24 protein-coding genes are annotated in these 23,916 nt (G+C 68.2%); 11 read left to right on the top strand and 13 right to left on the bottom strand.

Annotated elements, in window-relative coordinates; all coding sequences use genetic code 11:
* Positions 1–16: 16 nt before the first annotated feature.
* The gene (locus tag FIV44_RS03480; RefSeq protein WP_141003275.1) at positions 17–2,362 is read left to right on the top strand and encodes a heavy metal translocating P-type ATPase; all 2,346 of its coding nucleotides are present in this window, start codon (positions 17–19) and stop codon (positions 2,360–2,362) included.
* Positions 2,359–4,836, top strand: a complete 2,478-nt coding sequence (locus FIV44_RS03475; RefSeq protein ID WP_141003274.1) for a heavy metal translocating P-type ATPase — start codon at positions 2,359–2,361, stop codon at positions 4,834–4,836. Before FIV44_RS03480 ends, FIV44_RS03475 begins: the two co-directional genes overlap by 4 nt.
* A 55-nt stretch (positions 4,837–4,891) precedes the next feature.
* Here FIV44_RS03475 and FIV44_RS03470 read toward each other — a convergent pair whose 3' ends face one another.
* The 6 genes from FIV44_RS03470 to FIV44_RS03445 all read right to left on the bottom strand — a co-directional run bounded on the left by FIV44_RS03470 (position 4,892) and on the right by FIV44_RS03445 (position 9,603).
* On the bottom strand, positions 4,892–5,614 hold the full coding sequence (locus tag FIV44_RS03470) for a DUF305 domain-containing protein (protein WP_219996271.1): 723 nt from the start codon (positions 5,612–5,614) through the stop codon (positions 4,892–4,894).
* A gap of 87 nt (positions 5,615–5,701) precedes the next feature.
* On the bottom strand, positions 5,702–6,109 hold the full coding sequence (locus FIV44_RS03465) for a four-helix bundle copper-binding protein (protein ID WP_141003273.1): 408 nt from the start codon (positions 6,107–6,109) through the stop codon (positions 5,702–5,704).
* A 625-nt stretch (positions 6,110–6,734) separates the two neighbouring features.
* Complete coding sequence (locus tag FIV44_RS03460) at positions 6,735–7,478, bottom strand: DUF3152 domain-containing protein (protein WP_181410967.1); 744 nt, start codon at positions 7,476–7,478, stop codon at positions 6,735–6,737.
* A 100-nt stretch (positions 7,479–7,578) separates the two neighbouring features.
* Entirely contained in the window at positions 7,579–8,394 is an 816-nt protein-coding gene (locus FIV44_RS03455; protein ID WP_246086786.1) for a F510_1955 family glycosylhydrolase, read from the bottom strand.
* Positions 8,395–8,492: 98 nt separating this feature from the next.
* Positions 8,493–9,059: a DUF305 domain-containing protein gene (locus tag FIV44_RS03450; RefSeq protein ID WP_141003270.1), complete on the bottom strand. Its 567-nt coding sequence runs from the start codon at positions 9,057–9,059 to the stop codon at positions 8,493–8,495.
* Positions 9,060–9,144: 85 nt separating this feature from the next.
* A complete protein-coding gene (locus FIV44_RS03445) occupies positions 9,145–9,603 on the bottom strand; it encodes a DUF6153 family protein (protein ID WP_141003269.1) in 459 nt (152 codons plus the stop codon).
* 459 nt (positions 9,604–10,062) lie between these two features.
* Here FIV44_RS03445 and FIV44_RS03440 point away from each other — a divergent pair, with 459 nt between their 5' ends.
* Entirely contained in the window at positions 10,063–10,293 is a 231-nt protein-coding gene (locus FIV44_RS03440; RefSeq protein ID WP_141003268.1) for a helix-turn-helix transcriptional regulator, read from the top strand.
* A 114-nt stretch (positions 10,294–10,407) separates the two neighbouring features.
* On the top strand, positions 10,408–10,908 hold the full coding sequence (locus FIV44_RS03435; RefSeq protein WP_219996270.1) for a tyrosine-type recombinase/integrase: 501 nt from the start codon (positions 10,408–10,410) through the stop codon (positions 10,906–10,908).
* Here FIV44_RS03435 and FIV44_RS03430 read toward each other — a convergent pair.
* Positions 10,863–12,142, bottom strand: a protein-coding gene (locus tag FIV44_RS03430) for an IS3 family transposase (RefSeq protein ID WP_141003217.1) whose coding sequence is annotated in 2 segments (ribosomal slippage) — positions 10,863–11,839 and positions 11,839–12,142 — 1,281 coding nt in all. Because the reading frame shifts where the segments join, the coding sequence is not laid out codon by codon here. The genes FIV44_RS03435 and FIV44_RS03430 overlap by 46 nt on opposite strands.
* Before the next feature lie 65 nt (positions 12,143–12,207).
* On the opposite strand from FIV44_RS03430, the gene FIV44_RS03425 reads away from it, so the two are divergent.
* Positions 12,208–12,855 carry a tyrosine-type recombinase/integrase gene (locus FIV44_RS03425; protein WP_141003266.1) on the top strand — a complete coding sequence of 216 codons (648 nt, stop codon included), beginning with the start codon at positions 12,208–12,210 and terminating at the stop codon, positions 12,853–12,855.
* Between the two features lie 146 nt (positions 12,856–13,001).
* Here FIV44_RS03425 and FIV44_RS03420 read toward each other — a convergent pair whose 3' ends face one another.
* The 4 genes from FIV44_RS03420 to FIV44_RS31730 form a co-directional block, all read right to left on the bottom strand.
* Positions 13,002–13,580, bottom strand: coding sequence for a hypothetical protein (locus FIV44_RS03420; protein WP_141003265.1), 579 nt, complete (start codon positions 13,578–13,580; stop codon positions 13,002–13,004).
* Positions 13,581–13,590: 10 nt separating this feature from the next.
* Positions 13,591–14,049, bottom strand: coding sequence for a single-stranded DNA-binding protein (locus FIV44_RS03415; protein WP_141003264.1), 459 nt, complete (start codon positions 14,047–14,049; stop codon positions 13,591–13,593).
* Between the two features lie 81 nt (positions 14,050–14,130).
* On the bottom strand, positions 14,131–14,931 hold the full coding sequence (locus tag FIV44_RS31735; RefSeq protein WP_246086785.1) for a type IV secretory system conjugative DNA transfer family protein: 801 nt from the start codon (positions 14,929–14,931) through the stop codon (positions 14,131–14,133).
* Positions 14,814–15,917, bottom strand: coding sequence for a type IV secretory system conjugative DNA transfer family protein (locus FIV44_RS31730; RefSeq protein WP_246086784.1), 1,104 nt, complete (start codon positions 15,915–15,917; stop codon positions 14,814–14,816). Before FIV44_RS31730 ends, FIV44_RS31735 begins: the two co-directional genes overlap by 118 nt.
* A gap of 709 nt (positions 15,918–16,626) precedes the next feature.
* On the opposite strand from FIV44_RS31730, the gene FIV44_RS03400 reads away from it, so the two are divergent.
* The 6 genes from FIV44_RS03400 to FIV44_RS31045 all read left to right on the top strand — a co-directional run bounded on the left by FIV44_RS03400 (position 16,627) and on the right by FIV44_RS31045 (position 21,173).
* Positions 16,627–17,703 carry a tyrosine-type recombinase/integrase gene (locus FIV44_RS03400; protein WP_238694809.1) on the top strand — a complete coding sequence of 359 codons (1,077 nt, stop codon included), beginning with the start codon at positions 16,627–16,629 and terminating at the stop codon, positions 17,701–17,703.
* 94 nt (positions 17,704–17,797) lie between these two features.
* Positions 17,798–18,088 (top strand): helix-turn-helix domain-containing protein, encoded by a 291-nt coding sequence (locus FIV44_RS03395; RefSeq protein WP_246086783.1) that lies wholly within the window; start codon positions 17,798–17,800, stop codon positions 18,086–18,088.
* 152 nt (positions 18,089–18,240) lie between these two features.
* Positions 18,241–19,959, top strand: coding sequence for a hypothetical protein (locus FIV44_RS03390; RefSeq protein WP_219996269.1), 1,719 nt, complete (start codon positions 18,241–18,243; stop codon positions 19,957–19,959).
* Positions 19,960–20,084: 125 nt separating this feature from the next.
* On the top strand, positions 20,085–20,510 hold the full coding sequence (locus FIV44_RS03385) for a MerR family transcriptional regulator (RefSeq protein ID WP_136562087.1): 426 nt from the start codon (positions 20,085–20,087) through the stop codon (positions 20,508–20,510).
* Between the two features lie 19 nt (positions 20,511–20,529).
* Positions 20,530–20,850 carry a hypothetical protein gene (locus tag FIV44_RS03380; protein ID WP_141003262.1) on the top strand — a complete coding sequence of 107 codons (321 nt, stop codon included), beginning with the start codon at positions 20,530–20,532 and terminating at the stop codon, positions 20,848–20,850.
* 47 nt (positions 20,851–20,897) lie between these two features.
* Complete coding sequence (locus tag FIV44_RS31045; RefSeq protein WP_219996268.1) at positions 20,898–21,173, top strand: hypothetical protein; 276 nt, start codon at positions 20,898–20,900, stop codon at positions 21,171–21,173.
* Between the two features lie 71 nt (positions 21,174–21,244).
* On the opposite strand, the gene FIV44_RS03370 is transcribed toward FIV44_RS31045, so the two are convergent.
* On the bottom strand, positions 21,245–22,744 hold the full coding sequence (locus FIV44_RS03370) for an ATP-binding protein (protein ID WP_141003261.1): 1,500 nt from the start codon (positions 22,742–22,744) through the stop codon (positions 21,245–21,247).
* Positions 22,741–23,493 carry a hypothetical protein gene (locus tag FIV44_RS03365; RefSeq protein WP_141003260.1) on the bottom strand — a complete coding sequence of 251 codons (753 nt, stop codon included), beginning with the start codon at positions 23,491–23,493 and terminating at the stop codon, positions 22,741–22,743. The genes FIV44_RS03370 and FIV44_RS03365 overlap by 4 nt, the downstream gene beginning before the upstream one ends.
* Positions 23,494–23,916: the final 423 nt, after the last annotated feature.

Raw genomic sequence — 23,916 nt, 5'->3', positions numbered from 1 at the left:
TGCAGGAGGCACAGTCATGACACTTCAGGCCAACACGCCCGGTGCCCTCAATGACGTCGAGCTCGCCATCGGTGGGATGACCTGTGCCTCCTGCGCCGCCCGGATCGAGAAGAAGCTGAACAAGCTCGACGGCGTTTCCGCCACGGTCAACTACGCCACCGAGAAGGCCAAGGTCAGCTACCCGACGACCCTCACCCCCGCCGACCTCGTCACCGTGGTCGAAGCCACCGGCTACACCGCCGCCGTGCCCGCCCCGGTGACCGGCGATGAACCCACCACGGCCGAGCCCGAGCCGGACGACCGTGACCGCGAGGCCGCGAGCTGGCGGCAGCGCCTGGTCGTCTCTGCCGTGCTCACGGCTCCGGTCCTGGCCCTGTCGATGATCCCTGCGCTGCAGTTCGACAACTGGCAGTGGATCTCCCTGACCCTGGCCTCGCCCGTCGTGGTCTGGGGCGCCTGGCCCTTCCACCGCGCCGCGGTGACCAACGCCCGGCACGGCGCTGCGACCATGGACACCCTGATCTCCGTCGGAGTCACCGCCGCTTGGCTCTGGTCCCTGTGGGCACTGCTGTTCACCCACGCCGGGATGACCGGGATGCGGATGCCGTTCGACCTCTTCCCCGACGGCGAGGCGGATGTCCACATCTACCTCGAGGTCGCGGCCGCGGTCACCACCTTCATCATCGCCGGCCGCTACTTCGAGGCCCGTGCCAAGCGCCAGTCCGGGGCGGCGCTGCGCGCCCTGCTGGACATGGGCGCCAAGGACGTCGCCGTACTCCGCGACGGCGCAGAAGTGCGTGTGCCGGTGAGCCAGCTCGCGGTCGAGGACCGGTTCCTCGTGCGCCCCGGCGAGAAGGTCGCCACCGACGGTGTCGTCGAGGACGGCACCTCGGCGGTCGACGCCTCCATGCTCACCGGGGAACCAGTCCCCGTCGAGGTGGGCCCTGGTGACGTCGTCGTGGGCGCGACCGTGAACGCCGGCGGCCGCCTGCTGGTCCGGGCCACCCGCGTCGGAGCCGACACCCAGCTGGCCCAGATGGCACGGCTGGTCGAGGACGCCCAGAACGGCAAGGCCGAAGTCCAGCGCCTCGCAGACCGGGTCTCGGCAGTCTTCGTTCCCATCGTGATCGCCCTCTCCCTGGCCACCCTCGCCGGTTGGCTGCTGACCGGCCACAGCGTCACCGCAGCGTTCACCGCCGCAGTGGCGGTCCTGATCATCGCCTGCCCCTGCGCCCTCGGGCTGGCCACACCCACCGCCCTCCTCGTCGGCACCGGCCGCGGCGCCCAGCTCGGCGTGCTCATCAAGGGCCCCGAGGTGCTCGAATCCACCCGGGTGGTCGACACCATCGTCCTGGACAAGACCGGCACCGTGACCACCGGACGGATGGAACTCGTTCAGGCCGTGCCCGCCGACGACGTCGACGGCGACGAACTGCTCCGGCTGGTCGGGGCGCTGGAGAACGCCTCGGAACACCCGATCGGTCAAGCCATCGCCACCGGCGCCAGCCAACGCCTCGAGGAGCGGCTGCCCGACGTCGAGGGATTCACCTCGACCCAGGGCCTCGGCGTCGCCGGAGTGGTCGACGGCCACGCGGTCGTGGCGGGCCGGCCCGGCTGGCTCGCCCAGGAGTGGAGCCAGCCCCTCGGCCCGCGCCTGGCACAGGTCGTCGATGCAGCCGAGCAGGAAGGACGGACCGTGATCGCCGCCAGCTGGGACGGCGAAACCCGCGGCGTGCTAGTCGTCTCCGACGCCATCAAGCCCACCAGCGCCCAGGCCGTGGCCGAGCTCAAGGAGCTCGGACTGAGGCCGGTGCTGCTCACCGGCGACAACGAACGAGCCGCCCGCGCGGTCGCCGCCGAGGTAGGCATCGACGAGGTCATCGCCGAGGTCCTTCCGGCCGACAAGGTCGCCGTCGTCGAGCGCCTGCAACGCCAGGGCCGCACCGTCGCCATGGTCGGGGACGGCGTCAACGACGCCGCCGCACTGGCGACCTCCGACCTGGGCATCGCCATGGGCACCGGCACCGACGTCGCCATCGAGGCCTCCGACCTCACCTTGGTCCGCGGCGACCTGCGCGCCGCCGTCGACGCGATCCGACTGTCCCGCCGCACGCTGCGCACCATCAAGGGCAACCTGTTCTGGGCCTTCGCCTACAACGTCGCGGCACTGCCCCTGGCCGCACTCGGCCTGCTCAACCCGCTCATCGCTGGGGCCGCCATGGCCTTCTCCTCGGTGTTCGTGGTGTCCAACAGCCTGCGCCTACGCCGGTTCCAGGCCGTCTCCACGCAATCGACCGAGACGCCCCACCTCGATCACGACTCGGCCAAGAACAACCTTCCCAAGGTGGAGGCAGGACGATGACCCAGCACGAACACCCCAGCACCGACCACGACACCGACGCGCGGCGCGACGGACGAGCAACCGCAGTCCTCGAGGTGTCCGGGGTCCAATGGGCGACCAGCAAGAACATCGCCGAGAAGGTGCTGTCACGCCAGCCCGGCGTGCACTCCGTGGCCGCCAACCCGGTCGCCCAGACCGCCACCGTCACCTACGACCCGAACCGCACCAGCATCAGCGAGCTGCGGGACTGGGTCCGCGAGTGCGGCTTCCACTGCGCCGGGCAGTCTGTTCCCAGCCACGTATGCGACCCGATGCTCGAACCAGGTCATGATCACCACGTCGACCACGCTCAGCAGGTCGCGCACGGCGAACACGACCCGCACGCCGGACACGACGAGCACACCGGCCCTACCGGCCCGGCTACGCCCGTCTCGTCACCGCACGACGCGATGGGCCACGGCGGACACGGGGCGATGTCGATGGCCGACATGGTCCGTGACATGCGCAACCGGTTCCTCGTCGCCGTGCTGCTCGCCATACCCGTCTCGCTGTACTCCCCGATGGGACGCGACATGCTCGGCTTCGACGCAGCAGCCCCGTTCGGGATGCGCGACGACATCTTCACCTTGATCCTGTCCCTGCCGGTCATCTTCTACTCCGCCTGGATCTTCTTCGACGGCGCCTGGCGAGCACTTCGCGCCAGGACCCTGGACATGATGGTGCTGGTCGCCGTAGCCGTCGGCGCCGGCTGGCTCTACTCCCTCGGGGTCACCCTCACCGGTGGCGGCGAAGTCTTCTACGAAGCCGCGGTCATGCTCACTGCGTTCGTGCTGCTCGGACACTGGTTCGAGATGCGCGCACGAGGCGGCGCCAACGACGCGATCCGTACCTTGCTGGACCTGGCCCCTCCGATGGCGACCGTGCTCCGCGACGGCGAGCCCGTCGAGGTCCCCACCTCGCAAGTCCAGGTCGACGACCTGCTCCTCGTGCGACCCGGGGCGAAGATCGCCACCGACGGCACCGTGGAGGAGGGGGAGTCGGAAGTCGACGAGTCCATGGTCACCGGCGAGAGCCTCCCGGTGCACAAGGCACCCGGCGACCAGGTCATCGGCGCCACCGTCAACGCCAGCGGCACTCTCCGGGTGCGCGCGACCAAGGTCGGTGCCGACACCGCCCTGGCCCAGATCGTCGCCCTCGTGCAACAGGCACAGAACTCCAAGGCCCCCGGACAGCGGCTCGCCGACAAGGCCGCGTTCTGGCTGGTCCTGGTCGCCCTGGTCGGCGGAGTCGGGACCTTCCTGGTCTGGCTCGCGGCCGGCGCGAGCGTGCAGACCGCGCTGCTGTTCGCCATCACCGTCGTCGTCATCACCTGCCCCGACGCCCTCGGGCTGGCCACACCGACAGCGATCATGGTGGGCTCCGGCCTCGGGGCGAAGCGCGGGATCCTGTTCAAGAACGCCACCGCGATCGAGTCCTCCGCGCGCATCGACACCGTCGTGTTCGACAAGACCGGCACCCTGACCAAGGGCGAGCCCGAGGTCACCGAGGTCGTCGTGGGCGACTTCGACCACGACCGGGCGCTGGCCCTCGCCGGCGCACTCGAACGCGAGTCCGAACATCCGCTCGCCCAAGCCGTCGTGCGGTACGTCGACGACACTGATGTGCCGCGTCTGCGTGCGACCGGCTTCCGCAACGTCACCGGCATCGGCGCCCTCGCCGAGGTCGACGGCCACAAGGTCGCCATCGGCAACCGACGCCTGATGGACTCGGAGGGCATCACGACCGGCGACCTCGGCGCCCGGCGCGACGAGATCGCCGCCGGCGGCCGCACAGCAGTGTTCGTCGCCGTCGACGGTCGAGCCGTCGCCGTGATCGGCATCGCCGACGCGGTCCGCGAAACCTCCGCCGCCGCCATCGCGGCGCTACACAAGGCCGGGATCCGCGTCGCCATGCTGACCGGCGACAACCGAGCGACGGCCGAGCGGATTGCCGAGGAGCTGGGGATCGACGACGTCATCGCCGAGGTGCTGCCCGAGGACAAGGCGCACCAGGTCCAGCAGCTGCAGGCGCAGGGCCGGGCCGTGGCGATGGTGGGCGACGGAGTCAACGACTCGCCGTCGCTGGTGCAGGCAGACGTCGGCATCGCAGTCGGCGCGGGCACCGACGTCGCGATCGAGGCCGCCGACGTCGTCCTGATGCGGTCGGACCCCCTGGACGTGCCTGTGGCGCTGACGATCGGCCGGGGCACGCTGCGGAAGATGCGGCAGAACCTCGGCTGGGCGGTGGGCTACAACGCGATCGCGCTGCCCATCGCGGCGGGCGTGTTCGAGCCCTCCTTCGGGCTGGTGCTCAGGCCGGAGGTCGCCGCCTTGTCGATGTCGGGGTCCAGCTTCCTGGTCGCGGTCAACGCGCTCCTGCTCAAGCGCCTGCGGTTGCCTGCACAGCCCGCGGAGGCTGAGCCGGTAAGGGACGAACGCCTTCAGCCCGTGGGCTGACGCTCATCCCCTGCGAGGGCTTGCCGAGCGAACGCCGGCAAGTCCTCGCATGTAGTCACTGCTGACCCGGCTCCTTTGGCAGTGGCAGCGCCAAGAGTGCCCGCAGGAACTCTCGGGCACTCCATCGAGCATCCGGAAGGCCCGAGGCCGAGCCCTGGAAGTCGGGGACGGGCCGTGCATCGGCTTCTTCCTTCGTCGTGGCCGGACCGCTCTCCTCGATGTCCTGGACCAGCCAGTCCATCTCCTTGATCTCCTTGCGCTGCGTCGCCGTGATCGCGTCGGCGAGTTCACGGACCCGCACGTCCTCGATACCGGATCTCTCACTGGTCAAGATCGCGATCGAGTGGTGAGGGATCATCGCCTTCATGTAGCTCTCGTCATCGACCAGGGCCTGCGAACGCGACAGGTAAAGGGCAGTGCCGCCGAGGACGAATGCGCCCAGGATGATGCCGATGTTCACCACGCGATTGCGGTACATCACCCCCCACATGAAGGCCAGCATGATCAGTGCCATCGCCGCGCCCATGAGGAGCGCCATGTACACGCGCTCCTCGCTGAAGCGGACATGATCGGCGCTGAACGCATTGGTGTAGGTGAGCGCGAACATCACGGCAGTCGAGGTCGCGATCATCAGGCCGAAGCGCAGATACATCTTCGCCTCGTGGTGTCCCCCGGAGTCGCCGGCGCGGGCTCGGTTGTCACTCTTCTCGCGATCGGAATGTTCGCCCGGCTCGCGGTGGTTGGCATGCTGTTGTTCGTTCTGCTGACGCTGGTTCATCTCATCGTCCCTCAAGATCGAAGTGGGTGCGTGCAGGCGGCATGGGATGACCGAACCGTTCGGATCCGGCCATCCCGAGCGGCCGCGTCAACCGATGGCGCTCAGGACGCGGTTGCAGGCGTCCTCGCACCGCCGGCACGCCTCGGCGCAGATGCGGCAGTGCTCATGCATCTCGGCGTGCTTCTCGCACTCCTCCGCGCAGGACTTGCAGGCTTGAGCGCACGCCTGCAGCACTGCGCGGGTGATGTTGGCGTCGTAACCGGTGTGGCGTGACAGCACCCGGCCAGTGGCCTCGCAGATGTCGGCGCAGTCTGTGTTCGTGCGGATGCACTTGGTCAGTTCGGCGACCATCTCCTCGCTCAGGCATGCGTCGGCGCACGCCGCGCACGCCTGAGCGCACTCCACGCATGCTTCGACGCATTGCGCCATGAGCTCGCGGTCGGTGTTGATCTCCGCCGGGTAGGTCTCCATCATGTCGCTGATCGTGCTGGTCATGAGTTTCTCCCTCTCGTCGTGACGTGGTCCTGTGGGCTGTCGAACGAGCAGCAGCGCGGCACCATGGTGATGACGCCGGCTGCACAGAGCCCTCAGGTCCGGATCGCCGGAGACGCACGTGGTGGCGAGAGGGGCGGGGGACTTCCGCGGGCACTTGCCCTCCAGTGAGCGGCGAGGAGCCGCCGCGACGGCGGTGCCCTCAGCATGCGGTTCGCATCACGCCAGAACCCGCCCGGGCGCAACAGCAGGACGCTGACGGCAAGGATGGACAGACAGGCGCCCAGCATGTGCAGCAGATGGGCGGGTTCATCCTCGCTACCAGGACCGTGACTGGATCCGGGTAGAAGGCCGCCGCTGCCCTCACGGACTCGCGCAAGAGCCGGCGCCTGGTCGGCGTGAGCAACCGCTTCGGCGACAGCCGCAGGAGTGGCAACTGTCATCCCAACGTGTCGTGCGAACAGGTCATCGCCGGAGATGCCGGCAAGAACGAAGAGAGCGGCCAGGACACAACCAGCGAGCGTTCGAACTCGGCTGGAGGGCGGTCGCTGGCGGCGGTCCATCACCCCGCCCGTACCCCGAGGTGCTCTGGTCCATACGTCGGGTGCCCGACCGATCGATGGTGCCGTCAGTGGGCGACGAGATCTACCCGCGACGGCCACGGGTTCGGCCGACAACCGGCCAAGCCCTTCGTCTGCTGCAACATCACCGGCGCGAGCCTTCCGGAACCGGGGCACCCGACGTGGGGGTAGCCCAGGGCGTGACCCGTCTCGTGGTTGATGACGTAGCGCCGATATGCCTGCAGGTCACCGGCGTATCCGTCTGCGCCGAACTGCCAGCGCCAGGCGTTGAGGACGACGTCCCCGCCGTTGCGGCAGGACAGCCGACCGCCCGTGTCGAGCGGTGCACAGAGTCGATCGGCCGTCTGCGGGGTGGCCAGGACGATGCGGAGGTCGGCATGCCCATCGACGCGGACGAGCGTATGGCGCGTCGCCCAGCCGCGCTGATCAGCCAGGGTCGCTTCGACCAGCCGCGCCACATCCACGGTGCTGAAGGGCAGGCCCCGCTCGACCTCGACCCGGTACGTCACCCCTTCCTGCGAGCCGAGTGGCGCAGCGGCGGCGACTTCGAAGGTGCCGGGGCCGCGCTCCGGAATGCGAGTGGCGGGGGAAGGCGGCCCCTTCGGAACCGGGTCACGATCTCGACCGACCGCGACCTCACCGTCTGGTCGCCGGCCCTTGAGAGTCGGGTCAGGGGCGGGCTCGGAGGGCGAGGCAGCAACTGGTGTGCGGCGGCCCGCCTCCCCGGTGTCCGGTGCGCCGGGGTTGAGAAGCGCGATCGGTGCGGCCACGGCGACGGTCGCCGCCAGCACTGCCAGGACGGTGAGCCCGTTCGTCGCACGCCTACGCGGCGCGCGATGGGAACCCGCGCGCCGATGCGTGGCTCTGCGCTTGCTCATCGTCCCTGGACCGTCACAGCACGCGGGACCAGGTGACACCGTCGTCGGTGGACCGGTAGGCGGCCGTCTCGGTGGCGGCGTACCAGCCTTGGGTGCTGATGGTGAACGCGGCCGGTTGGCCATCGATTGAGCCGGCTTGGCGCCAGGTTCGACCGGTGTCGGTGCTGACTCGAACCACGCCGTCGGGGTCGATTCCGGCCAGGGTCCCGTCCGGAGTGGTGTCGAGGTACATCATGGTCGGGCCGCCGAGTTCACGGGTCTGCCCGGTTTTGGCGTCGATGCTGACGAGTTGGCCGTTGCCGTCGGTCGCGATAGGCGGGTCGCCTTCATCGAACGCCGCGACGCTGATCAGCGGACCTTGGAACACGTCGTCGAAGGTCTTCCGGTCCTCGGTTCGCAGCAGGCTGCCCGAGGTCGCGTCGTACGCGTAGAGGGCGTCGCCGGCGGGTTCGAGGATGTGGAAGTCCGCCTCGCCCTGGAGGGCGAGCGGCTTCCAGGTCTCCCCGGCGTCGGTGGACTCGATCAGGCCCAGGTGAGCGGGCAGGTCCTCGCGGAGGTCCGGGTGCCCGCTGCCGAGGAAGTGGCCAGGGCCGACGACAGTGAACGCCATCGTGTCCTGATACCGGTCTGCGACGCGGCTCGGGCGGCCCCTCTCGTCGACGTGGAAGAGGCCGAAGTGGGTGGCGACGTAGAGGCTGTCGTCGGCCGGATCGACGCCGAGACCATGGATGTGGCCGACGCTCGTGTCGTCATCGGCGGGCGGCGCTGTCGCTGGGGTGTCCTTGGCGCAGGCGCTCGTGAGGAGAGCGGCGCCAACGAGGATGGACATGAGGGCGACATGGGGTCGGTACATAACGGCGGCTCCGAGGTGAGGATGGGTGCCGGGCAGGCGCACTAGCTTTGTCCTGCCCGGCACCAGGAACGACATTAGGACTTCAGCAGGTCCTGCATCGTCTGGATCTCCTCCGCCTGTGTCGTCTCGATCTCCTTGGCCATGTTGACGGCATCGGGGAACTCGCCCTCGGACTGCTCGGTCTTGGCCATCTCGATCGCACCCTCGTGGTGCTCGATCATCATGGTGAGGAACATCTGGTCGAACTCCGCGCCGGCGGCCGCCTCGAGCTCGGCCATCTCGTCCTCGGTCATCATTCCGCCCATCTCATCGGACGACATGTCGCCGTGATCCATACCCGACATGCCCTCATCCGGGACGTCCTCGCCCCAAGACTCCAGCCAGCCGGTCAGGGTCTCGATCTCGGGGCCCTGGGCTGCCTCGATGTCGGCGGCGAGGTCCTTGACCTCTTGGCTCTCGGCGCGTGATTCGGCGAGGTCGGCCATCTCGATGGCCTGCTGGTGGTGGGGGATCATCTCCTGGGCGAAGGTGACGTCGGCCTCGTTATGGCTGGCCGCGGTGTCAGTGTCGTCGTCGTTGCCGCAGGCGGCGAGGGTGAACAGCGAGGCCGCCACAACGGCGGTAATTAGCGACTTGCGCATGAGTGTTGCTCCATCTGTGTGATCGGGTGTCTGGGCAGGCGAAACTCGAGACGCCCCAGGGTGGGCGCCTCGTGACGGATACCTGTCAGCAGCGGATCACACAGAGCATGTCGAGGCTGGGCGGGTCGCGGTCACGCCCGATGAACAGCAGGGGCTGCCATGCCGGCAAAAGGGTACGAGGGATGCGGAAGCCCCGACGCGCCAGCAGGAGCGCGATCCCCAGCACCAAACCGGCCAACACGGCCAGACAGAGGCCAAGCAGCGTCGCCCCACTCTCGCCGACCGGCTCGTCAGAATCCATTCCCGCCGGCACATCCGTCACGACCGGTGCAGATGCACCCGGCTCACTCTCAGACGGGCCAGAGTGGTCATGGACGCGGGAGTCGGCGGGGATCATGACGCTCGCGGGTGTTGCTCCCATGGAGTGGACGCCTGTGTGGGATCCCCAACCGTGCATCGACAGAAGGCCGAACAGCGCGACGGCCACCGCGGCCAGCGCGTAGCGCGCACCGCGTGTCCCGGCCGGTGCTCGGAGGTCCCGCATGCCGCCGATCTTAGTTGGGCACGAACAGGCAGGAATCATGGCTCATTCTCCGGGCCCGACTGCGATTCGAGCCACGCCGCGCTTATGTCCCGAAAACGCCAGCGCAAGCCGTCTGATCCGAGCAGACATCGTCAAGAAGTTCTGGAGTCGACACGCTGGGTTGTGCGCGTCTGCGCAGGTCAGAGCACACATCGGCAAGTAAGGTCAAAGGATCCAGCGGTGGAACGTGCACGCGCTGGAGGTCCAGAGGTCGCAGGTTCAAATCCTGCCCCCGCTACGAATCAGGCCCGGGAAATCAAGGTTTCCCGGGCCTGAAAGGTTTTCGGGATTTGACCACCCTTCCACAAACCCTCCACTTTGGCGTCTCAGATGCCTCCACAAACCGGACTGATGCGCGAACGCATGGACTGACCTGTACCGCCTTGGGTCGGCATGGGACCTGTCTCGCACCTGTCGGACATGGAGACCGACAAGACCCCGGCAGCCGGCTTGGAGCCGCTGCTGAGCATCGAGGACTTGGCCGACTACCTCGGCGTCCCGATCACCACGATCTACGACTGGCGCGTCGACGGCAAAGGCCCCTGCGGTATCCGCGTTGGCCGACATGTGAAGTTCGCTGTCAGCGACGTACGCGACTGGCTCGCTCAGCAACGCGAGTCGGCGTCCGGCCGCACGAGCGAGCAGAGGTGACGGACCGTGGCTAGGCCCCGTACTCCGATCGGCACCTTCGGAGACATCGAGGTCACGACGATGCCCAACGGCACTGTCCGCGCCAGAGTCCGGGTCCGTGATGACGATGGTCGGATGCGTCGTGTCCAGGCGACCGGACGGACCCGCAAGGCAGCAGAGCATCGTTTGAAGGAGAAGCTGAGCGAGCGACGAAGCCACTCGGCAGCCTTCGGTGAGCTGACCCCCGACAGCTCCTTCGCTCGGTTGGTCGAGGTGTGGCTGGAAGACCTTGACTTGGAAGGCAAGATCGCGGAGAGCACCCGCGGGCTGTATGAGCGGAATATGCGTCAGTTGGTGATGCCTGCCTTCGAGCACTACAGCCTCCGTGAGATCACGGTTGGCCGAGTCGATCGCTTCCTCAAGGCACAGGCCAAGACGAGCTACAGCATGGCCAAGCAATCGAAGACGGTGCTCAGCCTCGCCTTCGGCCTTGCGGTCCGCTACGAAGCGATCCACCGCAACCCTGTGCGCGAGACTGTCCGGCTCCGCAAGCCGCCATTGAACCGCACTGGGTCTGATGGAGGCTCTGGTCATTTGATTTCAACCAGGGCCTGGGTTCCCTGCTGGGTAGCGTAGAACCTTTCTTCGAACTCGGTCGGCGGGAGGTCGCTGAGGTAGCCGTGTAGCCGCTGGTGGTTGTGCCAGTGCACCCAGCCGAGGGTGGCGAGCTCGACGTCGTCGATGGCGCGCCACGGCCCCGGACGCGCCGGACCGCGGATGAGCTCGGCCTTGTAGTAGCCGTTCACGGTCTCGGCCAAGGCGTTGTCGTAGCTGTCCCCGACGGTCCCGATCGATGGGACGGCGCCGATCTCGGCGAGCCGCTCGCCGTAGCGCAGACTCGTGAATTGACTGCCGGCGTCGCTGTGACACCGCAGGCCCTCGAGCTGCGTGCCGCGGGACCAGCGGGCCATCTCGATCGCGTCGAGCACCATCTCGGTGCGCATGTGGCTGGCGACTCGCCACCCCACGATCATCCGACTGAAGGCGTCGACGATGAAGCACACGTAGGCGATCCCGGCGAACGTCGGCACGAACGTCAGGTCGGTGACCCACAGTTCATTCGGCCTTGTCGCGGTGAAGTTCCGCTTCACCAGGTCCGGGTGCCGTGCAGCCTTGTCATCCGGCCTGGTCGTCCGCACCCGTTTCGTGCGGACGACGCCTTCGATGCCTTCGGCGCGCATCAGCCGGGCGACCTGGTCACGGCCGACGTCGTGTCCGGCACGCCTGGCGGCCTTCCACAGTTTCCTCGCGCCGTAGACCCGGTAGTTCGCCTCCCACAGCTCGCGCAGCGCCGGTCTGAGCTCAGCATCACGTTGCGCGCGTGCGGATGGCTCGCGGGACCGGGCGGCGTAGTAGGTGCTCGGAGCCACCTGCAGCCCCGCCTTGGACAGCGTGGTGCAGATGGACTCGACTCCGAGCTTCTTGCCCTCGACGACCTCGTCGCGGTTGGCGTCGATGAAAGCGACTACTACTTGTGTTGGCGGTCGAGCTCCGCCCCGAAGAAAGAGGCCGCTCGCTTGAGAATCTCGTTGGCTCGCTTGAGCTCGCGGTTCTCCTGCTCCAGCTCGCGGATTCGCTTGGCCTCCGCTGTGGTCACGCCCGGCACGTGGCCGTCGTCGATGTCGGCCTGCTTGACCCACTGACGCACCGATTCCACGCCGTAACCCAACTGGGTCGCGACCCGCTGGACCGTCCCGTGCTCGGTTCCCAACTCTGCTCGCAGCGTGCGGACCATCCGGACCGCCGCTGCCTTCTCCTCCGGGGAGTAGCGCCGCGTCTGCGGCTTCCCGGGCACCTGCTCCTTGGGCATGTGCTCATCCTCGTTTCCAAGGTCACGAGCCTCCAAGAAACCCAGTGCGGTTCACATCGAAGACGATGGCTCTGACCGTCGATCAAATCGAGGCTATCCGAGAGGCTGTTCGATCCTGGCGACGAGCCGAGGGCTTGTCCGGCCCGAAGCCGGATGGTCAGTTGGAGGCCATCATCGAGGTCATGCTGGGTACCTCTGCGCGTATTGGGGAGGTGCTGGCGATCCGCAAGTGTGATGTGGACATGACCTGCTCGCCTCCCACGGTCCGGCTGTGCGGCACGATCATCTCTCCGAAAGGCAAGCCGACATACCGCCAAGATCACGGCAAGTCCTCCAAGTCCCGCCGCACGGTCTCCGTGCCTTCCTACGCCGCAGAGGCCGTTCGTCAGCGGTTGGCCGCCATCAGTGATGAAGACTCCGAGCACCTGATCTTCTTTAGCCGGAACCACACACCGCTGACGACGAACAACGTGCGACGGAGACTGCGGGCTGTTCTCGATGAAGCCGGCATCGGCGGAGTGACACCACACTCGTTCCGCCGCACAGTCGCTACGGTCCTTGACCGCGCCGCTGGAGCCGACCTCGCCGCCGAAATGCTGGGCCACACCTCGTCGGAGATCACCAAGCAGCACTACATCGAGCCCGATGAGAACGTGAATCCCATGACTGCCGAGATCCTGGAAGGTCTGGCACCCCGAGAGTCGAACGGTTAGATCGCTCGCGCCAGGTCGAGCCTTTAGTCCGCCTGAGGGCTGAGACCCATCCGGGCCGCTGCCGTGCTCGGCACGGGTGCGGCCCGGATGTCTCTGTGGACCAAGGCGAAGGGACGTTGGGGCGGAAGGCTGCGAAGCAGCCTCGGTCACCGTGCCTCTCCCGTCTCGGGGTCGAAGTTGCGGTAGAACTCATCCTCGGCCTCACGTCGGCGTTGCACGTCGGCGAGGACGAACTCCACGAACTCGGCGTCGCGGTTGAGGATGGGGGTGTCCTCGACCGGCTCGCTGGGTGCTTCGCCGGGCCAGACGGTCTGGCGGGTGGGGCGGTCGCGGTCGAGCTTGGTGCCGGAGGCGGCTACCCAATCGCGCAGGCGCTGGCGGGTATCGGCGAAATCGCGATGCCAGCCGAGCGGGGCGGACCCGTTCTGGTCGGGGTCGTAGGCGCAGAGCCAGTGCAGGTGCAGGGCGGACAGTTCCCACACCAGCTCGGGGTGGTTGTACCAGGCGGGCGGGATCACCGAGACGGGAAGCCCGTAGGTCCGGCGAAGCCAGTTGACCCATGCGTTGAGCTCCAGCCACTCGACCTCCGCCTCGTCGGCGGTCAAGAGGTTCCAGTTGATCGGGTGCGGCGGCTCGGACATCGCCGGGTCGCCGTAGCCGGTCTCGTCGTAGGTGGCGTCGTTCTCCAGGTCGGCCGGGTCGGGCTCGGGCACGTACTCGCTCATCGTGGCTGCCTCACATGCCCATCGCCGGCGCGGCGCTGGATCGCTGCGGCTGATCGGGAGCGTCGAACCCGTTGGCCTCCCGCTGCGCTGCGGTCTGGTCTACGGACTGTCGGGGTGCGCGGTCGACGTGGTACCGGGTCCGGGCCATGTCGTGCCCGAAGCGGCTGACGATGAACTCCTCAGTCTCGACGGTGTGGCCGTCCTTCTCGTAGGTGTAGGCGTGGACCTGTCCGATCGCTATGAGCTTGTCGCCCTTGCGCAGTCGGCTGATGCCTTCCTCGGCGGCTTTGCGGAACGCGGTCATGTCGTGGAAGGTCGGGTCGAGTCGGGTGAACGATCCGTCCGGCTCCTGACGGGAGTGCTCGATGCCGATCCGGCAGTAGAGCCGGGCGACGCCCTCACTGGTGTGGGTCAGGCGGGGATCGGTGGCGATGAACCCGGTCACGGCCTGCTGGGTCTCGATGCTCATCAGCGTGTTCCTGTCTGCTCACGCAGCCGGTGGACGACGACTGCTACGACAGGCAGGTGCACCGGCCACCCGCGGGCCGGATCAGGAGGACGCGGGGCGTCGCAGGAGGGCTTCGATCTCGGCGCGGTCGGCGCGGAGTTGTTTCGCGTCGGGCCGGTTTGGCCAGGCGCGCAGGTCGGTGACGATGGGCGGCGCGGACCGAAGCAGGGTGACGCCGGTCCCGAAGGGGAGTGTCCTCACGCGGTCGGGCGGGAGGATCGGGACGCGACGGATGGAGCGTTGGTTGGAGCGGGTGCCGTGGTCCCCGAGGGTCACGCTGTCGGTGTATTCGTCGCGTTCGCCGACGAGTGTGGAGAGGTCTTGGAGGTCGCGTGAGCTGGATGCGCCGCCGAGGATGATTTTCACGATCGAGGCGTCCCAGATGGCGTTGGCTTGGTTCTCGTTCCAGCGGTCGCGGGCCTGTGCGAGTGACTGGAGCACGGGCATGGTGGTGATCCCGGTGCCGCCTCCCTCGGTCATGAGGGTCGGCAGGGAGGGGAGTGGGGCGAGGTTGCCGATCTCATCGAGGGCCAACAGCATCGGCGGGTCGAGCCGTGCTCCGGGCGCGCGGGCCGCGAGTCGTCGGGCGGTTTCGATGAGGTCTTCGACGAGGGCCGCGACGAGTGCGGCGGAGGCTCCGGCTCCTGCTCCGGTGGCGAGCAGGTAGAGGGTGCCGCGTTCGGTGAGGAATTGCTCGGGGTCGAAGTCCTCCCCGGTTCGTGGGGTCACGGCGTCGAGGACTCGGGGGTCGGCCAGTGCCCGAGGGCGAGGGAGACGCCCTGCCAGATGGAGTCGCGGGTGCGGGGGTCGGAGTCGATCATGGCGTCGAGGGAGTCGGCCCATCCGGTCGCTGCCGAGGGGTGGTTGTTGAGGATGGCGACGGCTTCCGCGGCGGCGGTGGGGTCGAGGGTCCAGCGGAACAACTCGGCTGGCTGCCGGTGATCGAGCGCCGCCGCATGAAGCAGCGATTGGAGCGCGGTCCTGGTCTTGCCCTCCCAGAACCCACCAGACTCCACACCACCGGCAGACAACCCCGTGGCAGCGGCAAGGCCGGTCGCTCGGATCATCGCCGTCAGGGCGTCGGCGCAGCCACGTACGGGTGACCAGCGCATCCCGGACGGCACGCCTTCGGCCAGTCGTTGCGGATCGAAAACGGCCACAGGCCCCGACCGCTGCCGAGCGCGGAGGGTCGCGGTGAGGTTGTCCGGCCTGGTCGACGTGGCGATCACGGCTCCGGGCGCGTCGAGGATGGCGTTGATGACGACGTGCAAGCCCTTGCCGGAGCGGGGTGGACCGATCAGCAGGATCGAGTCCTCCACCGATGCCCACACCTGACGGCCTTTCGAGGTGCCGAGCAGATACCCGACATCGGCCGGCTCCGGTGAGCTGAGCGAGGGCCGCAACGCCCCGGCACGTCGTAGGAGGGCTTTCTCGGAGGCGGTGGTGGTGACCTCGTGCCGGGTCGCGGTGCCGGCTAGACAGCGGGGGTCGGTCTCGACCCTGCGGGTGTGCCGTCGAAGCCTGACCCAAGTCCAGGTCGCGGCCGAAACGACCGTCACCAGCAGAACTCCGGTGGTGATCCAGTAGGCGACCGGGCTCAATCTTTCGGAGCCCAGAGCGCCGGCAGGGTCGCCGGGGTGAAACAGCACCCCGAGGCCCGCCGCAAGTCCCGACGCGGGCTGAGGTGTGCCGGTCAGGAACGCTGCGACCGAACCGGAGCCGCGCAGCACGAGTCCGAACGCGAACAGCAACAATAGGCCGATGAGCGCGGCGTTGGTCAGCTCCTCGCCGTAGGTGCCGGCCCGTCGGCCAGGTCCCGGCGAACTCACGACAACCGCCGGATGCAGACGGTCCCGAGTTCTGGCCGATGAGCACCACGTCGCCGCTGCGTGTCTGCGTCGGCTTGATGCTGGTGGTTGCCTGCCCCGAATGGGTGGCTGTGGTGGTCGTGGTGACAAACGCGACCAGCACCTGCTCGCCGGGCAAGAAGCCGTCGCCGGTGACCTCGACGGGCTCGGCGCGGCGACGGGCCGAGTGCTTGCCGTTCGGGTGCGGCGGTTCCTCGGCCGGGGCAGGGGTGCGGCGGTGCGTGTGGATCAGATCGGTGAAGGTCGAGCCGTCGCTTTCATGCACCTCGATCCGTACTGCGACGGTCCGGTCGAGGGTTACCAGGTCGAGCAGCTCACCGAACCTGCTTCGTGTCCAGGCTCCGGTCGGCGGCGGTTCGACGAGCTGGCCGTCGGTTGTCACGGTCAGCTCGCCGGTCGCACAGGCGCGGATGACGACGTGTGGCAGCACGACCGGAGTGGCCTCGTCCTCCGGGCTGGCTCCCCGTCGCAGAGGTCTCATCATTTCACCCCTGTCTCTAGGCGCTTAGGTTCGATCGGCGGCATTGGAGGTCTGGATCCGCGTTTGTGCAGGTGACGTGGGTTCCCTGCCTCCTTGGACTTGAAGTGATTGGTCGTCACTGTGACTGACGGTTTCGGTGTAGCATCGACGCATGCTCGGCTCCTGTGAAGTCGGTATCTGATGGGTCTGGTGGCGCTGCCTGGTGGCAGTGCCGGGGATCTGGTGCTGTCGAGTGCGCAGGCGGCCGAGGACTTCGAGCAGGAGCTCGTGGACCAGTACGCGCTGGCGATGTCGGCGGCCGGCCTGAGTGACGGGCACATTCGAGCGACCCGCTCGGTGGTGATCGAGTTCGCCCGATCGCTGACCAAGCCGCTGTGGGAGGCGACCTGCGCGGACGCTGACGCATTCCTGGCTGATCAGCGCCGGCTGGGCCACAGCGTGGCCACCAGGGCCGGCAAGGCCGGGACCTTGTCGCTGTTCTACGAGTTCGTGCTGGCCCGCTACGAGGGCACGATCCGCCGTGCGACCGGCGTGCTGGTCGAGCAGCCGATCGACGAGTTCAACCGCCAGTCGGGGGCGTCGCTGGCCAAGGTCCGCGTCCCGCCCTCGGATGAGGAGATCGACTCGCTGTTCACCGCGTGGCGCGGCTCGATCCCGCAGGCCCGCAAGTACTTGCCCGCGGCCCGCGACTACTTCGCCGCCTCGCTGTGGCGTCGGCTGGGGCTGCGGATCAACGAGACCGTCATGCTCGACATCCGCGACTGGCGTCCCGATCTGGGCGAGTTCGGCAAGCTCCACGTCCGGTTCGGCAAGGGCAGCCGGGGGCGCGGGCACAAGCCGCGGCTGGTGCCGGCGATCAACGGCGCGGACCAGCTGATCGACTGGTGGCTGGCCGAGGTCCGCCACCAGTACGGTCAGGACTGGGACAACCCGGACGCGCCGATGCTTCCCTCGGAGCGGTTCGATCGTGACCTGGGGCGTTGTGGCCGCGTGGGCAGCAACGCACTGCGCCGCGGCCTGGCGATCCACGTCGATCAGTGGCTGCCGGCCTGGTCGGACCGGATGACGCCCCACGTGCTGCGGCACTACTGCGCCTCGTCGCTGTACGCCGTCGGCATGGACATCAAGGCGATCCAGGAGCTGCTGGGCCACCAGTGGCTGGCCACCACCTCGGGCTACATCCACGTGCGCAGCGAGCACATCGTGCACGCGTGGAACACCGCCAACGACCGTGTTGAAGCCCGTCTGGGACTCCGGACCGACTGACTTCCCGCGATGAAAGGAGAGGATCAAGATGCAGTGGAGCCTGCGGCTTCGGGCCGCCGAGCGAGGGATCTGGAAGTCAGCGGAACTACGGCGCATGCTGGCCGATGCCGGCCTGGAGATTAGCGCCGGGAAGATGTCGTCGTGGTGGGCGGGCACCCCGCCGACCATGCGCCTGGAGGAGCTCGACGTGCTGTGCGCGGTGCTCGAGTGCACCCCCAACGACCTGATGACCCCCGAGCCGGACAAGGTCGCCGCCCGCCGTGCCCGCGACGCCGAGGCCGCCAACGGGGGCAACGGGAACGGCGATGACAACCCGAACGGCGGCGGGAACGGCCCGGTGGTCAGTCCGCGGTTCGGCCAGCCGCGTTCGATCCCGCCGCTGTAGACCACGGCGAGCTCGACGAGTACGCACGGGACAAGAACTGCATGCCGGGACCAGGACCTGAGGCACCGTTGCGGCTGCCGCCGCGGTGCAACCGGTGTCAGGCCAACCCCGTCGCGTGGACGGCTCCGCGGGTCGACGTCTGCTACGAGTGCTTGCCCGGCGGCCCGTTCCCCACGCCGCCGTGCCGCTGGTGCGGGACGACCAAGGACTACTTCAGCCAAGGCCTGTGCAGCCTGTGCCACCCCCGCAGCCCGCAACGGCCCGGGGCCTGCAAGGGCTGCCTGGCGTGGGGCGTCTACCCGCGCCTCAACTGGACCTGCGGACCCTGCCGCTGGTGGCGCACCCACTACCCCGAAGGCGTCTGCGACTACTGCAGCCGACACATTCCCGTCGGACTGTCGGGCGCCTGCCGGCTGTGCGTCGAGCAGGCCCAGATGACCCAGGAGCCCGGACGGGCCCTCGACTACGCCGGCGCCAACCGGCACAGCCAACAACTGTTCTTGGCCAACATGCTGTTCAAGAAGCGCGTCACGCCGCGCCTCGCGCCCGAGCCCAGCCTGCGACCCGGGCCACGGGCACGCAAGGCGGCCACGGCGAGCGTGCGCACCGGCGAGGAGCCCTGGAGAAGCCGCTACAAGAACCAGCTGCCCTACCCCGCGGGGACCGGCTTCGACGACGAGACCTCGATCCAGCTCGCCCTGTTCGACATGACACCCGACCCCGAAGCCGTGCGCCGACGGGTCCTGATCGAAGACAGCGAGCTCACCCGCTTGTGCGCCGCGATCGTCGACCAGCACGCCGAGCGCTACGGCTGGTCGGTGCGCCAGCGCAACGACGTGACGAGGTCCCTGCGGCTGCTGCAGACCCTGCGCGAGAACCCCACGGCCAAGATCCGTGCCAGCGACGTGATGCAGCTGCCGCGCTACGACGGCAACATCATCTCCACCATCGACGTCCTCGACGAAGCAGGACTGCTCATCGAGGACCGGCCCAGCCGCGTCGAGCTCTACTTCGCCAAACGCGCCGCCGGGCTGCCACCAGTGATGCGCGAGCACCTCGAGCTGTGGCTCCACGTCATGCTCGAAGGCTCCGAACTGACCCCGCGGCAGGTGCCCCGCGACTCCCAGACAGTCCGCGTCCAGATCCTCGGCCTGGTCACCGTGGTCAACACCTGGGTCGCTGCTGGCTACCACTCCTTCGCCCAGGTCACGCGCGCCGACATCGTGAACGCGCTGGCGTCGCTGCCACCCGGTCGACGCCACGCAGCCGAACTCGCGTGCAGGTCGCTGTTCAAGACCCTCAAGGGCCAGCGCCTGATCTTCGCCAACCCGATGCGCGGCATGAAGCACACCCCGCTCGCCCGGACGACTCCACTCGCGCTCGACCCCGCCGTGATCCGCGCCGAGCTCAACCACCCCGACCCCGTCGTCGCGCTCGCGGTGGCCCTGGTCGCCTTCCATGCCCTGAGCGGCAAGCAACTGCGGGCCGTGAGGCTGACCGACATCATCGACGGACGGCTCACCATCGGCGATCGCGTCATCCCGCTCGCGGCCCCAGTCCGGACCCGGCTGACGGCCTGGCTCGACCACCGCAACCAGCGCTGGCCCGGCTGCATCAACCCCCACCTGCTGGTCAGCAGACGCACCGCCCCACGGCTGGTCCCGGTCGGCCACAGCTTCCCCTGGCGTGGCATCACGCTGCGCCCCCAAGCACTGCGCGAAGACCGCATCCTGCACGAGATCCACGCCACCGGCGGCGACATCCGCCGCATCTGCGACCTCTTCGGCCTCAGCGTCGAAGGCGCCACCCGATACCTCAAGACCATCGAGCATCCCGACCTCACCGTCGACGGTGAACCGAGCCGAGGTTGAGCGCAGCAGCGACGGAGTGATGTCGTCAAACAAGATCATTGCCTCCGTGCCTTTCCCGCTCGGGCCGTGACAACTGGGCCAGGGACCTTGACTCCGTACCTAGGTCCAGGGTTCAGGATGGGGTCATGCGATCCAGTGAGCTGGCCCAGCGCGCCAGCGTGAACACCGAGACGCTGCGCTACTACGAGCGCCGCGGCCTGCTGCAGCCGCCACCACGGACTCCCGGTGGCTACCGCGACTACCCGCCCGCGGCTGTCGAACTGCTGCGGTTCATCAAGCGCGCCCAAGAACTCGGCTTCACCCTGGACGAGGTCGAAGAACTGCTGCACCTCAACGCCGGCGGGCCCGACAGCTGTGACGCAGCCCGAGAACTCGCTCAATCCCGGCGGGCCGACCTCGAGACACGGATCGTGGACCTGCAACGGATGCACGACTCCCTGACCGACCTGATCGCCACCTGCGAACTCCCGGCGGCCGACCGGGCTTGTGCCTTGCTGGACGCGATCGCGAAACCGACACCACACCAACGACCCGGAGCGGATCATGACTAGCTCGAATAGACAGCCCGCGGTGACCATCGAGGTCCTGCATGTTCCCGACTGCCCGAACCTGATACCGATGCTGGATCGACTCCGCGAGGTCACCGACATCCCAGCCACAACGCGCGAGGTCACCACTGACGCCGAGGCAGCCGCCCGGGGCATGACGGGCTCGCCAACCTTGCTGATCAACGGCGTCGACCCGTTCGCCCTGGGCACGTCTGGCGAATGCAGCATCGCCTGCCGGCTGTACCGCGACGAGAACAACCAGATCGTGCCCGCACCCTCAGCCGACCAGTTTCGGGCGGCCCTGACCCGAACCACCGACCCCGACGAGTCCGAACGCTTGTAACTTGTACCTAGGTCCGGATTTACCCCGGTCGGTCCCACCTGTCCGCCGTGCTTCTGGCCGGCCTGCTTCTCAACGCCACACTCGGTTGGTCCTGGGCCGACCCCATCGCCGTCCTGGTGATCGCCGCTGTCGCCGTCCGAGAGGGGCTGGAGGCCTGGCGCGGCGAAGGATGCGCCTGCGGCCCCACCCCGGCCAGCGAGAACCCCCTCGAGGCGACCCCCGTCCAGAACGGCGTCGACGACTGCTGCAGCGACCCCGCCGAACACCGATCGGAACAGAGCGCCACCGCCGAGCAGAAGGCCGCGCAGGTTCCCCGAACCTGAGCTCCCACGTACGCTCTGAGCCCCGTGAATGCTCAGGTTCGCGTCAAAACCGTCAAATTTCATGCGAACTTCTAACCTGCCGACGTGAGCCGCGAGCTCGTGTCGAACAGAGCGAGCTCAGCAGGGTGGAGTTGATGTTGTGTGACGAAGGATCGGTCCTTAATCCGCCAGAGGCCCTGTCCGACGCCGAGGCCGGGGAGGAGCTTCTGCTCGGTGCCGGTCAGCCCGAGAGCCTGCGCGGTGGCTCCGAGCTGATCGCTCTCTTGGCGGTAGATCACCCTGGTCTCGGCGTTCGCCAACAGGCTGTTCGCCAGCGACCGCATCGCTGAGCCCTGGTCCCCGACGTTCTCCAGATCGGTCAGCTTGTGGAAAATCAACAAGTTGGCGATCCCGTAGTGCCTCGCCAGCCTCCAGTGGGCGTCCATCCGCTTCAACAGGGCCGGGTGGGACATGAGCCGCCAGGCTTCGTCGTACACGACCCAGCGCTGTCCGCCGTTCGGGTCGAGGAGCGCGGACTCCATCCACGCCGACGAGCACGTCATCAAGACGCTGATGAGCGTGGAGTTCTCGGTGACTCGCGAGAGGTCGAGGGAGATCATCGGCAGGTTCGGGTCGAACCGAATGGTGCTCGGCCCGTCGAACAGCCCTTGAAGGTCGCCGGCCACCAGCCTGCGGAGCGCGTGGCCCACGAGCCGGCCGTCCTCCGCGAGTCGCCCGTCCGGGTCGTTGTGGCGGTCGGCGGTGGGCGTGAGGATTCGGTCGACGACCATCGGGAGGATCGGGACGTCGTTGTCGCGCACCGTCTGGGCCAGCGCGAGGTCGATGGCGGTGTGCTCCAGAGGGGAGAGCGCACGGGCGAGCACGGTCTCTGCGAGCGCGCCGATCAGGTCACGACGGCGTGAGGCGACGGTGGATGCCCACTCCTCATCCGAGAGCCCACCCGGCCTATGTCCTTCATCGAGCGGGTTGAGCCGGGTGTTGAGGCCATGTCCGAGGACGATCGCCCTGCCGCCGACGGCTTCGGCGACCGCGGTGTGCTCGCCTTTCGGATCGCCGGGTACGTAGACCCTTCTGCCGAACGGAAGGGAGCGGGTATAGAGGCTCTTGGCGAGCGAGGACTTGCCCGACCCGACGATCCCCGCCAGCACGATGTTCGGAGCGGTGATGACCCCACGGGCGTAGAGAACCCAGGGGTCGTAGACGAAGCTTCCGCCGCTGTAAAGGTCTTGGCCGATGAACACCCCATCGGGGCCCAATCCGGCCTCGGCGAGGAACGGATACGCACCGGCCAGCGACGCGGACGTGTCCTGATGACGAGGCAGCCGCAGGCGGTGTGGCGTCCGCAGTGCGGCCGGGCCGGGCTCGCCTGCGGCAGGCAGATAGGTGGTCGCTCTGAGCTCGGCTTTCGCAGCCTCCGCGCGCCTCTTGGCCTCGGCCTTCTCGGCCCGGTTCTGTTCGGTGTGCAGATGGGCTGCGGCCTTGCGGCGAGCGCGCCGCAGTCGACGGCGTTCGGCCGTCGGCGTCAGTAGGACCGAGGCGTGCAGCGACTCGCGCTGGTCGTGGCGGCTCACCGCGACAACCCCCGTGGAGCACCACCAGCGCCACTAGCCGGGGGAGACGCGAACCAGTCCCGCTCCACACCAGCGGCCGACCCACCGGGGCGCGGCACTGGCGCCCGTTCAGGTGCGGGCCGCGGTGCTGCGGGGTCCTCGATGCCCAACAGAACAGGATCAGGAACCGCGTCGTGGACCCGCAACAGGTGAACGTGCCCGAGGTGATGGTTGTAGGTCAGTGTGTAGACATCACGCTGCGCGACCTCGTCGACGGTTCCGGTCGGCAGATCGTCGTAGACGTACCCGTTCTCCAACGCGGCCTGGACGGTCTCCTCGCCGTAGTCGTAACCAGCCAGGTACTCGATCGCCGCGTCCGTGCCCTGCCGGTCGATCAGGTCCAGCAGATCGTTGGCCTCCGGGCCTTGGAGGAACACGACGCTGATCCAGCGCTCCGGCTCCGGCGATGCAGCCGCAACCTCCGGGCCGGACGGGTCGTCGGACTCGGACAACAGGGCAAGGTCATCGCTGTTCGTGCGGGCTGCCTCGGCAATCCAGTCGGGAAATGCGTCCCAGCTCCCGGACGCCTCACCCGCAGCGGACAAGAACGCGGCAAGCACCCGGATGGCCTCGGAACTGTCCTCGGCCTGCCCTGTCCCGAGCATCAGATCGCGGCCCTCGACACTCTGCCCGGTGGTGGTGTCGGTGACGCGGTAGCCGAATCGGGGGCGTCGTTCGACCGGGGTGTCAGGCCAGACCGTCAGCGCCAATGAGCCAGCGTGTCGGGTGATGCGGGTAGGCGATGTGTTCTCCATGCCTGCCAGGTGCGCCCGCGGGACCTGCCATCAGTCGGGTCACAGAGACGGGCTCCGACCGCCCTGCCTCGGAGGGGAATCCAGGCGAGCGAACGGGTCGGCAAAGCCGCCCAACCGCGTGTGCAGACGCTCCCGAGAAGGCGACGGGGTGGGTGGGGACTCGTGCCAGGCGATCCGACCCGAGTGCTGCAACGCCTCGTCCAACCGAGCCTCCACCTGTTCCAGCAGGCTCCCGGCCTGGTGCAGCTCGTCCGCGGCAGCCAACGCCGAACGGTCCCGGCAGCGTGGCTGCCGTGGTCGTCGTGCGCAACCTCACGGAACCGCAGATGCGTGGCGGCGAGCTGATCGAGCACCTGCCGGAGCGAACGTGCCCCGCTC

The sequence above is a fragment of the Nocardioides humi genome (assembly GCF_006494775.1).
Classification (GTDB): Bacteria; Actinomycetota; Actinomycetes; order Propionibacteriales; family Nocardioidaceae; genus Nocardioides; species Nocardioides humi.
The sequence above is the reverse complement of the archived record's forward strand: the minus strand, read 5'-3'. Positions and strand labels throughout refer to the sequence as shown.

Coding starts and splice junctions, on each gene's coding strand:
- FIV44_RS03470 (WP_219996271.1), bottom strand. CDS start 5,614: ATGAACCAGCGTCAGCAGAACGAACAACAGCATGCCAACCACCGCGAG.
- FIV44_RS03415 (WP_141003264.1), bottom strand. CDS start 14,049: ATGAGCATCGAGACCCAGCAGGCCGTGACCGGGTTCATCGCCACCGAT.
- FIV44_RS03475 (WP_141003274.1), top strand. CDS start 2,359: ATGACCCAGCACGAACACCCCAGCACCGACCACGACACCGACGCGCGG.
- FIV44_RS03445 (WP_141003269.1), bottom strand. CDS start 9,603: ATGCGGGACCTCCGAGCACCGGCCGGGACACGCGGTGCGCGCTACGCG.
- FIV44_RS03450 (WP_141003270.1), bottom strand. CDS start 9,059: ATGCGCAAGTCGCTAATTACCGCCGTTGTGGCGGCCTCGCTGTTCACC.
- FIV44_RS03425 (WP_141003266.1), top strand. CDS start 12,208: ATGGCTCTGACCGTCGATCAAATCGAGGCTATCCGAGAGGCTGTTCGA.
- FIV44_RS03435 (WP_219996270.1), top strand. CDS start 10,408: ATGCGTCGTGTCCAGGCGACCGGACGGACCCGCAAGGCAGCAGAGCAT.
- FIV44_RS31735 (WP_246086785.1), bottom strand. CDS start 14,931: ATGGGCCGACTCCCTCGACGCCATGATCGACTCCGACCCCCGCACCCG.
- FIV44_RS03440 (WP_141003268.1), top strand. CDS start 10,063: ATGGAGACCGACAAGACCCCGGCAGCCGGCTTGGAGCCGCTGCTGAGC.
- FIV44_RS03480 (WP_141003275.1), top strand. CDS start 17: ATGACACTTCAGGCCAACACGCCCGGTGCCCTCAATGACGTCGAGCTC.
- FIV44_RS03420 (WP_141003265.1), bottom strand. CDS start 13,580: ATGAGCGAGTACGTGCCCGAGCCCGACCCGGCCGACCTGGAGAACGAC.
- FIV44_RS03465 (WP_141003273.1), bottom strand. CDS start 6,109: ATGACCAGCACGATCAGCGACATGATGGAGACCTACCCGGCGGAGATC.
- FIV44_RS03395 (WP_246086783.1), top strand. CDS start 17,798: ATGCTGGCCGATGCCGGCCTGGAGATTAGCGCCGGGAAGATGTCGTCG.
- FIV44_RS03455 (WP_246086786.1), bottom strand. CDS start 8,394: ATGTCCATCCTCGTTGGCGCCGCTCTCCTCACGAGCGCCTGCGCCAAG.
- FIV44_RS03385 (WP_136562087.1), top strand. CDS start 20,085: ATGCGATCCAGTGAGCTGGCCCAGCGCGCCAGCGTGAACACCGAGACG.